This window comes from Tropicimonas sp. TH_r6 (genome assembly GCF_033101155.1).
GTDB lineage: Bacteria > Pseudomonadota > Alphaproteobacteria > Rhodobacterales > Rhodobacteraceae > Tropicimonas.
This window is the reverse complement of the sequence record NZ_JAWMPX010000032.1, coordinates 18,905-30,517: the sequence shown is the minus strand read 5'-3', so window position 1 is coordinate 30,517 and position 11,613 is coordinate 18,905. Positions and strand designations below refer to the sequence as shown.

The window sequence follows — 11,613 nt, the reverse complement described above, 5'->3', positions numbered from 1 at the left end:
GATGGCGCATCATATCGCCCTGATCCGCCACGGCGCCTATCACCAACGCGCGAATGTCCCGAGCGCGCTTCAGCCCTTTCCGCTGACGAAGGGCGGCAAGACACAGGCACGTGCCTGTGGCGCCGAGATCGCGAAGATCCTCCGGGAAACCGGACTGGAGCTTGACCCTGTCCTATATTCCTCCTGCCAGCTCCGCGCCTGGCAGACAGCTAAAATAGCACGTGAAGTTCTTTCCGAAACCGGCTGTAAAATAACAAAAATTACCCAGAAACCAGCACTCTCCGAACGCGCCCTCGGCAGTGCCGCCAACCTGAGCGTGGCCGAGATCGAGGCTGTACTCACAGAGGATCCGCGCTTCGAGACACCGCCCGCGGGCTGGAAGTCCGACAGCGACTATTGCTTGCCCCTGCAAGGCGCAGAGAGCCTGATGCAAGCCGGTGCCCGGGTCGCGGAGCAGCTGCGCGGCATCGCCGAGACCGGGCGGGATGGCTGGCTGACCCTCGTCTTTGGTCATGGCGCGTCCTTCCGTCATGCCGCCCATCATCTCGGCCTGCTCGCCCGCGAGGAAATTGCACGGCTGAGCATGTATCACGCCCGGCCGTTACGCCTCTGTTACACGGACGACGGAAAATGGACCCGGTCGGGCGGGGCGTGGAAACAGCGCCGCCGCGACGAGACCGCCATGGACTAACAGCGAGCAAGGGCAACGTGACCACGCTTTCAAACTGGACCTCAACCGCCCCTCTGCCCCTGACATGCACCGATCCGACGGGTCCGCGCGAGATCGAGCCCTGGCCGGTCGCAGCCCTCCATTCCGGCGCCGGCACCGCCGCAGCGCTTGGCGATGTGATCGCCAGCCTGAAATCTGCTCGCGCCCATGGCCCCTGGCAATGGCCAGAGCGCCCGGTCGTCTTTCTCTCCGACACTCATGCCGATTTCGAGAGCTTCCTGCGCTCGCTCGCCACCGCCGGCGCGATCCATCGGCACGGGTCCGGCCCCCGCGATTTCCGCCTGACAGGTTTTGGCGAACGCGCACAGATCGTCATCGGCGGCGACTGCCTCGACAAGGGGCCGAGCAATCTCGACATGCTCGACGCGCTGGCAGCCTTGCTGGCGCTGAAGCCCGACACGCATCTTCTGGCTGGCAACCACGACCTGCGCCTGCGCCTCGCCATTCTCGGCATGACCGGCCCGCGCGGCCCCCTGACCGAGCATCTCTTCCTGCGCATGGGCCGCAAGCTCCTGCCGCTTCTGCGCGAGATCTGGGAGCGCGACTTGGCGGGCGGACCGGGCCTTGCCGGCATCCCCGACAACGCCGCCTGCCGCCGCCTCCTGATCCCCGGCGAGGACTGGTTCGAGACATTTCCCAGAGAGGCCGGCCGCTATCTCGCACCGTCTGCCATCGCCAAGGAAATCCGACGCCTGCGCGAGAAACGCCGCAGTTTCGAGGCTGATCTGGAGGCTGCCGGGCTGGCCCTTCGGCACGTCGTCGCAGCCGGGATTCGCTGCCGCAAGCTCTTCCTCGAACCGGAGGGCGAATATGGCTGGTTCTATGCCCGCATGGAGGCCGCCTGCCGCATCGGCTCGCTGCTCTTCGTTCATGCCGGGATCGATGACGAGATTTGCACACTGCTGGCACGCGAGGGTGTGGCAGCGGTCAATGCTCGCTATCGGCACGAGGAACAGGCCCATCCGCTCGGCTTCTATTTTGGCTCCGTGGCCAATCTCGCGCGCACCAAGTATCGCGAGAGCGACCGCCCGCTCAGCCCTGCCGGCGTGGCGGCCCTGCATGGGATCGGGGTGAAAATGGTCGTGCATGGCCATGTCAACAACCATGCGGGCCAGCGCCTGCTCGCCCGCGGTGGCCTGCTGCATCTTCAGGGTGATGTCACGCTCGACCGCGCTTCCCGCCTCCGCGAGGGCTTGCGGGGGATCGGCGCGGGTGCGACGCTGGTGCTGCCGAGCGGGGACGTGCTCGGGCTCAGCTCGGATTACCCGCGCGCCAAGCATTTCAACCCGGCCGGACGGCCCTGGGAGCACGCAGACGCATGAAGACAGACGGTGACTTTCGCCATGAATCGTTGCAATCGCGCAAGACGATCAAGGCTTTCCTCGAAGCCGTTACCAAGGGCGTCGGCAAGGGTCAGTTGACGCTGAGCGATGCGGAAAACGAAATCACGCTCGATCCCGACGGCCTGCTCACGTTGCGGGTGCGCGGCAGCCGCTCGGGCAGCGACTGCCGGCTGGACCTCCGAATCACATGGAGCGACGACAGCGCCACTCCGGAGGAGAAGTCCGCGCCGAAGGTCTCCTGAAGGCCTTTAGGCGGACTGAGCGAACCTTCGTGGCGGATACAACTCGCGGACCGGGAACCGTTCCGGCGCCTGCCCGCGGGATGGCGCTGGCATGGCGGCTTCGCCTTGCCTCCGTGCCCTTCAGCGATCCGCTCCCGGCTCTGTTCAGACCGCCGCCAAGAGCAGGATCTCCGCGAGCGCCTATTCCGACACCGCAGCCAGTAGCGCCGCATTGCCGCCCGACGCGGTCGTGTCCACGCAAAGATGACGCTCCAGGTGGAAGGCGGAGGCCGGCTCGGCGCCCGTCAGCAGCGGCAGGATCGGGCCGTCGCGCCCTGCCAGCGCCTGTCGCATCGCGCGCCCTGTCTCCGCGTCGCCCCACCACAGCACCGCGCCGAACCCGCCGAGCGCGCCAAGCGCATCCGGGGCCAGCGCGCCATTGACCGGCACAGCGCTGGCACCGGCGGCCCGGACCTGCATCGCTTGCTCGGCGACGGCGGCCGCGCCGGGGCCAAGGCACAGGACGGGTCCGCGCGGCAAGGTGGTCAGGCGATTCAACTCCCCCGTGGGCCCTGGAAGCTCCTCGCGGGAGAGCGGTGCCTCGGGCACTTGCGCGGCGCCGATCCCGGCCTGCACCTCTCCGGGCATTGCTGTTCCGCCGAACGCTTCAACAGCAATCTCGGGCGGCGCGCTTCGGGCGAATTTCGGCAGATAGTCGGGGCCACCCGCCTTCGGGCCTGTGCCGGAAAGCCCTTCACCGCCGAAAGGTTGCGATCCGACAACAGCGCCGATCTGGTTGCGGTTGACATAGAGATTGCCCGCCCGCACCCGGTCGACCACCGATTGCACCCGGTCGTCGATCCGGCTGTGCAGTCCGAAGGTCAGCCCGTAGCCGGTGGCATTGATCCGTTCGATGACATCGTCCAACTCGGAGGCCTTGAAGGTCGCGACATGCAGGACCGGCCCGAAGATCTCGCGCCCCAGATCGGTGATGTCGCCGACGCGGATCACGGCGGGAGCGCAGAACCGCCCGCCCGACGGCGCCTTCAGCCGGAAGATCAGCCGGCCCTCGGCTTCGGCCTTGGCCACATGGGCGTCGATCCCGGTCTGCGCCTCGGCGTCGATCACAGGGCCGATATCCGTGGCAAGCTCCCAGGGCTGTCCGAGACGCAGGCATTGCATCGCACCCGTGAGCATCTTCAGCAGCCCCTCCGCGATATCCTCCTGCACGTAAAGACAGCGCAGCGCCGAGCAGCGCTGGCCCGCACTCTGGAAGGCGGAGGCGAGGATGTCCCGCACGGCCTGTTCGGGCAGCGCCGTGGAATCGACGATCATCGCGTTGAGCCCGCCCGTCTCGGCGATTAGCGGCGCGCCGGGGGCAAGGCTCACTGCCATGGAGCGGTGGATGAGCTGGGCGGTGTCTGTGCCGCCGGTGAAACAGATGCCGTCGATGCGCGGATCGGCGGTCAGCGCGGCGCCGACTGTCTCGCCGCGTCCGGGCAGAAGCTGCAGCGCGCTGCCCGGAACACCCGCTTGATGCAGCAGGCGGATCGCCGCGGCGGCGATAAGCGGGGTCTGTTCGGCGGGCTTGGCGATGACAGCGTTGCCGGCCGCAAGCGCTGCCGAGAGCTGGCCGGTGAAGATGGCGAGCGGGAAGTTCCACGGGCTGATGCAGGCGAAGGTGCCGCGCGCAGGCTGGTTCAGGACATCGATCTGCGAGGCGTAATACCGCAGGAAATCAACCGCTTCGCGCAGCTCTCCCACGGCGTCCAACAGCGTCTTTCCGGCCTCTCGCGCGGCCAGAGCGAAGAACAGGCCGAAATTCTCCTCGTAAAGATTGGCCGCCCGGCGCAGCGTCGCCGCTCGTTCCAGCGGAGACGCGTCCCAGGCTTTGGCGGCAGCCAGGGCGGCCTCGATGGTGGCGGCATCCGCCTCCACGACCGTGCCAACCACGTCGTCCGGGTCGGCCGGGTTCAGGATCTCCAGCCCCTCGCCGGTATATTCCTGCCCGGCCACAATCGGACCGGCGACACAGCCTGTGGCGCGATGCGGATCACGGGCGGCGTCGATTGCGGCAAGATCGTCAGGGTCGGTGATGTCCCAGCCGCGGGCATTCTTGCGCCCCGTCCCGAAGATTTCAGCGGGCGGGATGACGGCGGTGGAGCGGGCCAGCGCGGCCTCCGCCTCGGCGAACGGGTCCCGCGCGACCACGGTTGCGGGCACCTCCTCATCGACGATCTGGTTCACGAAGGAGGAGTTGGCGCCGTTCTCCAACAGGCGCCGGACGAGATAGGCCAGCAGGTCGCGATGCGCGCCGACCGGGGCATAGATCCGGCAGGCTGTCCCGGCGCGGTCCTTCACGATCTGGTGCAACCGCTCGCCCATGCCATGCAGGCGCTGAAATTCATAGGTCTGTGTATCGGCGCCCATATGCAGGATCGCCTCGACGGAGTGGGCGTTGTGCGTGGCGAATTGCGGATAGACCCGATCCGTGGCGGCGAGCAGCTTGCGGGCGCAGGCAATGTAGCTCACATCGGAGAGCGGCTTGCGGGTAAAGACCGGGAAGCCTTCGAGCCCGAGCACTTGCGCGCGCTTGATCTCTGCATCCCAGTAAGCGCCCTTGACCAGCCGCAGCGTGAACCGGCGGTCCAGATCCTCGGCCAGCGCGACAACCCAGTCGATTGCGACCGTCGCGCGGGGTCCATAGGCCTGCACCACCGTGCCGAACCCGTCCCAGCCGGCAAGGCGCGGATCGCGCGCCACCGCTTCGAACACGTCGAGGGTCAGCTCCAGCCGGTCGGCCTCCTCGGCGTCGATATTGAGGCCCATATTGGCGTGTTTGCAGGCGAGCGCGAGATCCTTGATTCGCGGCACCAACTCGCGCATGACCCGCGCGCGCTGGCCGACCTCGAAGCGGGGGTGCAGGGCCGAGAGCTTGACCGAGATGCCGGGATTGGCACGGATGTCGTCGCCCTTCGCGGCCGGGGCGATGGCGGCAATGGCGTCCAGATAGGAGCGGTGATAGCGCAGCGCGTCGGCCTCGGTGCGCGCGGCCTCGCCGAGCATGTCATAGGAATAGGCATAGCCCTTGGCTTCCATCTTCGCAGCGCGTTTGAGCGCCGATCCGATGCTTTCGCCCAGCACGAACTGGTTGCCCATCTGTTTCATCGCCTGCCCGACGGCCGTTCGGATCACCGGCTCGCCCAACCGCCGCACAGCGCCACGCAGGACACCGGCCATCCCGGTCTGTTCGTCGTCAAGCACCTTGCCCGTCAGCAGCAGCGCCCATGTCGAGGCGTTGACCAGCGAGGAAGAGGAGGCGCCGATATGGGTGTTCCAGGCGGAGGGGGCGATCTTGTCCTCGATCAACGCGTCGATCGTGGCGGCGTCCGGGACGCGCAGCAGCGCCTCGGCAAGGCACATCAGCGCGATGCCCTCATCGGTCGAAAGACCGTATTGAGCGAGGAACATTTCCATCAGGCCCGGATCGTCCGAGTTGCGGATTGCCGCGACCAGCGTTGCGCCGGCGGCGCAGATCGCGGCGCGGTCCGCCTCGGAAAGGGCTGCCATCTCGGTCAGTTCGGCAAGCCGGGCGGTCTCATCGGGGAGAGTCAGGGCACGCAGGCGTGCGCGGGCGATTTTAAGCGTCTCGGTCATGTCGTTTGCCTGTCGGAGATGGGGAGTCTCTTTCAGTCTACAGAGTCATCTTCGGGCGAATTGGCCTTCTTTTCGTAAACAGCAGACGATATGACTGAAATTGTACTATCTTGCAGGAAAGTTGCCGTCCATGCCCAGAAACCCCGCGCCGCTCGACTCCTTCGACAAGGCCATTCTTGAGGCGCTCTCCACCGAAGGACGCCTTCCCGTGACCGACCTCGCGCGACGGATCGGCCTCTCGAAATCCCCTGTTCAGGCGCGCCTGAAGCGGCTGGAAGCGGAGGGGTACATTCTCGGCTACCAAGCGCTGCTGGACCCGATCCGGCTCGGCCGCGCCCATGTGGCCTTTGTCGAGCTGCGGCTGTCGGAGACCAGCGAGAAGGCGCTCTCGGAGTTCAACCGCGTGGTCAAGACAATCCCGGAAATCGAACAATGCCACATGATCGCGGGCAATTTCGACTACCTGCTGAAGGTGCGAACCGCCGATATTGGCAGCTACCGCCAAGTGCTCGCCGAACGGCTCTCGGCCCTGCCCCATGTCGCCTCGACCTCGACCTATGTCGCCATGGAGGCGGTCAAGGAAGGGCGTTTCTGACTCTGGCGACGGCAGCGGCCCCAACTGACGCCCGGCCCGACCCTGGTCTCACGCGGAGCAGCTCGCCCCACCCAGCACGCAAAACTTCGCGCAATGCGGATGGTTGAGCGCGACCTCGCCCTCCGCCTCCTCCAGCGTCTCGCCAAGCTCGAACCCCGGCTCATAGGCCAGCAGGGTACAGGCCAGCACAGCCGGCCGCTCTGCCCCGCGCCGCTTGACGACCATCCGCGACGAGGAACACATCACCGAGCTCGGCGACTTGTCGAGGATCCCCCAGCACGCCGTCGTGATCTCCGGCACCTCGGCCGCCATGTCCATCTCCGGAAAGAGAACCGTTTGCGCGGGCTCCGTCGCGTCGATCTCGAACCGATGCGCCGCGAAGAACTCCGCGAATCCAACCCGCGCCGCCGCATCGCTTTCGCCCCAGCAGGTCCGCCCGGCCACGGCCATGCGGAAACCGCCATCGCGCAGCCATTCCATGCCTTCCAGGGTGCGCGCGAAACTGCCCGCGCCGCGTTCCTCGTCATGCCGTGCGGCACTCCAGTGATCGACCGAGATCCGCAGTGTGAGCTTGTCACCATAGGCGTCGCGCAGGGACTCGAGCCCGGACCGGACCGAGGGCCGCATCATCGGCCGCATCGCGTTGGTCAGGATCAGAACCTCGTAGCCGCGCGCAAGACAGCGCCGCGCCATCTCGACCATCTCGGGGTTCATGAAGGGTTCGCCACCGGTGAATCCGATTTCGCGCACGCCCCAGGCGCGCGTCTCAAGTTGATCGAGATAGTCGCTCACCTCGTCGGCGCTGATATAAACCAGCGCGTCATTCTCTGGTGAGCTTTCGATATAGCAGTTCGCGCAGGTGATGTTGCACAACGTCCCGGTGTTGAACCACAGCGTCTGCGGATCGCTCAGCGCCACACGCGCTCGCGCGGCCCCGTCCGCCGTCACATGCGGATCGAGGAACTTCCCCACATTCGCCCTGCCATGATCCTTCATCCGTCTCTCCCGTACCACTCCCGGTTTCCCCAACTGCTAAACCCTGATAACAGGAACGAAAAGAGCGCATGCCAGCACTGACAGGGTTGTGAACCCCTTGGAATGGGGTCTTGTTTGCGCTAACGGTTCGTGTGTTCGAAGCGCAGCCTCGTTGGATCGCCCCGGGGCGCGCGTTGCAGGAGAGGCAAAATGGTAGCACGTATCATCCCGGTGGAGCCCTTCGACCTGGTGATTTTCGGCGGCACCGGCGATCTCGCCCGGCGCAAGATCCTGCCCGGTCTCTTCCGGCGGCTGGCCGATGGGCAGATGCCCTGGGAGGCCCGGTTGATCGGAGCGGCGCGGTCGGATGTGGATGATGACGGCTACCGGGCGATGGTGCTCGAAAGCCTTGAGGAGTTCTTGCCCTCCTCGGCACTCAAGCCGCGAATCGTGGAGCAGTTTCTCTCCATGCTCTCCTTTGTGCAGATCGATGCGACAGGCGACGATGGCTGGCCGGAGCTGAAGGAGAAGATGCGCGATGACGTGGTCCACGCCTTCTATTTCTCCGTCGCGCCCTCGCTGTTCGGTCCAATTGCGGAGCGGCTGAAGGAGCGGGGCATTGCCGATGGGCAGGCGCGGATCGTGGTCGAGAAGCCTTTCGGGCATGATCTGGACAGCGCCCGCGCGCTCAATGAGAGCCTCGCCGCCCATTTCGACGAGGCGCAGATCTACCGGATCGACCATTATCTCGGCAAGGAGACGGTACAGAACCTGATGGCCGTGCGCTTCGGCAACATGCTGTTCGAGCCGCTCTGGAACAGCCAGTATGTCGACCATATCCAGATCACCGTGGCCGAAACGGTCGGCGTCGGCGGGCGGGGCGAGTATTATGACGGCATCGGCGCGATGCGGGACATGGTGCAGAACCACCTGTTGCAGCTCGTCTGCCTGATCGCGATGGAGCCGCCCTCGCGCTACGATCATGACGCGGTGCGCGACGAGAAACTCAAGGTGATCCGCGCGCTGGAGCCGATGGAGCCGGACGACATCGTGCGCGGACAGTATTCCGCCGGTTCGGGCGGTCCGTCCTACCTCGAAGATGTGGGCGATCCGCGCTCGCGGACCGAGTGTTTCCTCGCCATGCGCCTCAGCGTGTCGAACTGGCGATGGGCCGGCACGCCCTTCTATATCCGCACGGGCAAGCGGCTGAAGGCGCGGGCGTCTGAAATCGCCATTGTCTTCAAGGACGCGCCGCATTCGATCTTCGATGTGCCGCGCGGCCGGCATTCGAACATCCTGTCGATCCGGCTGCAGCCCAATGAGGGCATGCAGCTTGGCGTGACGATCAAGGAGCCCGGCCCCGGCGGCATGCGGCTGATCGACGTGCCGCTGGACATGACCTTCGCCGAGGCGCTCGGCGAGGAGCACAGCGCCATACCAGATGCCTATGAACGGCTGATCATGGACGTGATCCGTGGCAACCAGACCCTCTTCATGCGTGGTGACGAGGTCGAGGCCGCCTGGGCCTGGACCGATCCGGTCATTGCAGGATGGGAAGCGCGCGGGCATATTCCATCGCCATACGACCAGGGCTCTTCGGGGCCAGACGACGCGCTGATGCTGCTGCATCGCGACGGCAGAAGATGGAGGGAGATCCGCCCATGAATTTCGTCGAGTACCCTGACCGGGAGCTGATGATGATCGGCCTGGCCGACAGGCTGTCCAGCGAGCTGAAGAACACGCTGCTGACACAGCCGCGGGCGACCTTCTGCGTGCCCGGCGGCACGACGCCGGGGCCGGTCTTCGACTCGCTTTCGGCTTCCGCGCTGGACTGGAGCCGGGTCAATATCGTTCCGACCGATGAACGCTGGGTGACCGAGGACGCGCCGCGCTCCAACACGCGGCTGCTGAAGGACCGGCTGCTGGTGAACAATGCCGAGGCCGCCTATCTGCAGCGCATCCGCGGCGAGACCGACACGCCGGAGGAGGCCGTTGACGCGATGATCGCAGAGGTTCGCCTCGTGCTGCCGATCACCGTTCTGCTGCTGGGGATGGGCAATGACTATCATATTGCCTCGCTCTTCCCCGATGCCGACCGTATCGAGGAGGCGATTGCCCCGAACGCCCCGGTGCTGATGGCGATGCGCACCCCCACGGCGCCCGAGCCGCGCGTCACCCTGACCGCGCCGGCGCTCCAGAACGCGCTGCACACGCATATCCTCATCACCGGCCCCGAGAAGCGGGCGGCGCTGGAGCGGGCGCGCAACTTGTCGCCTCGTGAAGCGCCGGTGAAGCTCGTATTGAATGACGCAACCGTTCATTGGGCAGAATAGAGGTCCCACGATGTGGAATGAGCTGAAAGCCTATCGGGCCGGCATTGAAAACCGGTCCATTCTCTCGTTGTTCGACGCCGATTCCGGGCGCGCGGGCACGTTTTCCGCCAGCTTCGGCGACATGCTCTTCGATTTCTCGAAGACCAATATCGATGCGACAGCCCTTGGCCTGCTGGTCAAGCTCGCCGAAGGGGCCGATCTCGCCGCCAAGCGCGACGCGATGTTCGCCGGCGCGACGATCAACGAGACCGAGGGGCGCGCCGTGCTGCACACTGCGCTGCGCAATCTCGATGGCGCCCCGGTTGTGGTCGATGGGCAGGATGTGATGCCCGAGGTTCTGGCCACGCTGGACCGCATGGAGGCCTTCTGCGAACAGGTTCGCTCCGGGCTCTTCACCGGCCAGGGCGGCAAGATCACCGATGTGGTCAATATCGGCATTGGCGGCTCCGATCTCGGCCCCGTCATGGCGATGCAGGCACTCATGCCTTACGCGGACGGCCCGAACTGCCATTTCGTCTCCAATGTGGACGGGGCGCATGTGGCCAACGTGCTGCGGCCGCTGAACCCGGAAACCACGCTGGTGATCGTCGCCTCCAAGACCTTCACCACCATCGAGACCATGACCAACGCGCAGACCGCGCGGGCCTGGATGAGCGAAGAGGTCTCCGACCCGGCGGCGCAATTCGCAGCCCTCTCCTCGGCCACGGACAAGACCGGCGCCTTCGGCATCGACGCCTCCCGCGTCTTCGGCTTCGAGGACTGGGTCGGCGGGCGCTACTCGATGTGGGGCCCGATTGGCCTCTCTGTCATGCTTGCCATTGGAGGCCCCGCCTTCCGCGCCTTCCTGCGTGGCGCGCAATCGATGGACACCCATTTCAAGGCGGCACCGCTGGCCGAGAACCTGCCGGTCCTGCTGGCGCTGGTCGGCATCTGGCACCACCAGGTCTGCGGCTACCCGTCCCGCGCCGTGCTTCCCTATGAGCAGCGCCTGCTGCGCCTGCCGGCCTATCTCCAGCAGCTCGAAATGGAGAGCAATGGCAAGCGCGTCTCGATGGATGGCGCCGATCTCGAAGAGGTCTCCGGCCCCATCGTCTGGGGCGAACCCGGCACCAATGGTCAGCACGCCTTTTACCAGCTGATCCACCAGGGCACGGGCGTCGTGCCGTGCGAGTTCATGGTCGGCGCGCAAGGGCATGAGGCGGATCTCGCCCATATGCACCGCCTGCTGGTCGCCAATTGCCTTGCGCAATCCGAGGCGCTGATGCGCGGCCGCTCGCTCGAAGAAGCGACCGCGATCATGGCGGCCAAGGGGCTCGAAGGTGCGGAACTGGACCGTCAGGCACGCCACCGCGTCTTCCCCGGCAACCGGCCGTCCACGACCTTGGTCTACCCGCTGCTGACCCCGGAAGTGCTCGGCCAGATCGTGGCGCTTTACGAGCACCGCGTCTTTGTCGAGGGTGTCATCCTCGGCATCAACAGCTTCGATCAATGGGGCGTCGAGCTTGGCAAGGAACTGGCCACCGCGCTTGGCCCGGTCGTTGCCGGCGAGAAGAGCGCCGAGGGCAAAGACGGCTCCACCGCACAGCTCGTCGAGGTGATCCGCAAGCATGGCGGCTGAACTCGGCTGACCACGGTTTTTCAAGACATCAGAGCCCCCCGCCCGAAGTCGTGGCGGGGGGCTTTTTCGTCCGTCGGACATTCGACCGTGGTGCGGTCTGCGGGCGACGGAGGCGGGAAATACGGACATGGGCGACCGGAT

9 protein-coding genes are annotated in these 11,613 nt (G+C 66.0%); 7 read left to right on the top strand and 2 right to left on the bottom strand.

Features of this window, described 5'->3' with window-relative positions; translation table 11 throughout:
* The first annotated feature begins 1 nt into the window (after position 1).
* The 3 genes from R3X27_RS21765 to R3X27_RS21755 are packed head-to-tail and all read left to right on the top strand — an operon-like array spanning position 2 to position 2,315.
* Positions 2–691, top strand: a complete 690-nt coding sequence (locus tag R3X27_RS21765; RefSeq protein WP_317711008.1) for a histidine phosphatase family protein — start codon at positions 2–4, stop codon at positions 689–691.
* 17 nt (positions 692–708) lie between these two features.
* Positions 709–2,052, top strand: coding sequence for a metallophosphoesterase (locus tag R3X27_RS21760; protein ID WP_317711007.1), 1,344 nt, complete (start codon positions 709–711; stop codon positions 2,050–2,052).
* Positions 2,049–2,315 carry an amphi-Trp domain-containing protein gene (locus tag R3X27_RS21755; protein WP_317711006.1) on the top strand — a complete coding sequence of 89 codons (267 nt, stop codon included), beginning with the start codon at positions 2,049–2,051 and terminating at the stop codon, positions 2,313–2,315. Before R3X27_RS21760 ends, R3X27_RS21755 begins: the two co-directional genes overlap by 4 nt.
* Positions 2,316–2,495: 180 nt before the next feature.
* On the opposite strand, the gene putA is transcribed toward R3X27_RS21755, so the two are convergent.
* Complete coding sequence (gene putA, locus R3X27_RS21750) at positions 2,496–5,951, bottom strand: bifunctional proline dehydrogenase/L-glutamate gamma-semialdehyde dehydrogenase PutA (RefSeq protein WP_317711005.1); 3,456 nt, start codon at positions 5,949–5,951, stop codon at positions 2,496–2,498.
* A gap of 130 nt (positions 5,952–6,081) precedes the next feature.
* Between putA and R3X27_RS21745 the strand changes: the two genes are divergently transcribed.
* The gene (locus R3X27_RS21745; RefSeq protein WP_317711004.1) at positions 6,082–6,546 is read left to right on the top strand and encodes an Lrp/AsnC family transcriptional regulator; all 465 of its coding nucleotides are present in this window, start codon (positions 6,082–6,084) and stop codon (positions 6,544–6,546) included.
* Between the two features lie 48 nt (positions 6,547–6,594).
* Here the strand turns inward: R3X27_RS21745 and R3X27_RS21740 are convergent, their stop codons facing one another.
* Entirely contained in the window at positions 6,595–7,542 is a 948-nt protein-coding gene (locus tag R3X27_RS21740) for a radical SAM protein (protein WP_317711003.1), read from the bottom strand.
* A gap of 189 nt (positions 7,543–7,731) precedes the next feature.
* On the opposite strand from R3X27_RS21740, the gene zwf reads away from it, so the two are divergent.
* Genes zwf through pgi form a run of 3 tightly spaced genes read left to right on the top strand, consistent with a single transcriptional unit; the run spans position 7,732 to position 11,472 of the window.
* Positions 7,732–9,186, top strand: a complete 1,455-nt coding sequence (gene zwf, locus R3X27_RS21735; protein ID WP_317711002.1) for a glucose-6-phosphate dehydrogenase — start codon at positions 7,732–7,734, stop codon at positions 9,184–9,186.
* Positions 9,183–9,854 (top strand): 6-phosphogluconolactonase, encoded by a 672-nt coding sequence (gene pgl / locus R3X27_RS21730; protein ID WP_317711001.1) that lies wholly within the window; start codon positions 9,183–9,185, stop codon positions 9,852–9,854. The genes zwf and pgl overlap by 4 nt, the downstream gene beginning before the upstream one ends.
* 10 nt (positions 9,855–9,864) lie before the next feature.
* On the top strand, positions 9,865–11,472 hold the full coding sequence (gene pgi, locus R3X27_RS21725; RefSeq protein ID WP_317711000.1) for a glucose-6-phosphate isomerase: 1,608 nt from the start codon (positions 9,865–9,867) through the stop codon (positions 11,470–11,472).
* The last annotated feature ends 141 nt before the right edge of the window (positions 11,473–11,613 follow it).

Excerpts from the sequence above, each read along its gene's own strand:
- pgl (WP_317711001.1), top strand. The coding sequence starts at position 9,183 with ATGAATTTCGTCGAGTACCCTGACCGGGAGCTGATGATGATCGGCCTG.
- R3X27_RS21765 (WP_317711008.1), top strand. The coding sequence starts at position 2 with ATGGCGCATCATATCGCCCTGATCCGCCACGGCGCCTATCACCAACGC.
- R3X27_RS21740 (WP_317711003.1), bottom strand. The coding sequence starts at position 7,542 with ATGAAGGATCATGGCAGGGCGAATGTGGGGAAGTTCCTCGATCCGCAT.
- zwf (WP_317711002.1), top strand. The coding sequence starts at position 7,732 with ATGGTAGCACGTATCATCCCGGTGGAGCCCTTCGACCTGGTGATTTTC.
- pgi (WP_317711000.1), top strand. The coding sequence starts at position 9,865 with ATGTGGAATGAGCTGAAAGCCTATCGGGCCGGCATTGAAAACCGGTCC.
- R3X27_RS21755 (WP_317711006.1), top strand. The coding sequence starts at position 2,049 with ATGAAGACAGACGGTGACTTTCGCCATGAATCGTTGCAATCGCGCAAG.
- putA (WP_317711005.1), bottom strand. The coding sequence starts at position 5,951 with ATGACCGAGACGCTTAAAATCGCCCGCGCACGCCTGCGTGCCCTGACT.
- R3X27_RS21745 (WP_317711004.1), top strand. The coding sequence starts at position 6,082 with ATGCCCAGAAACCCCGCGCCGCTCGACTCCTTCGACAAGGCCATTCTT.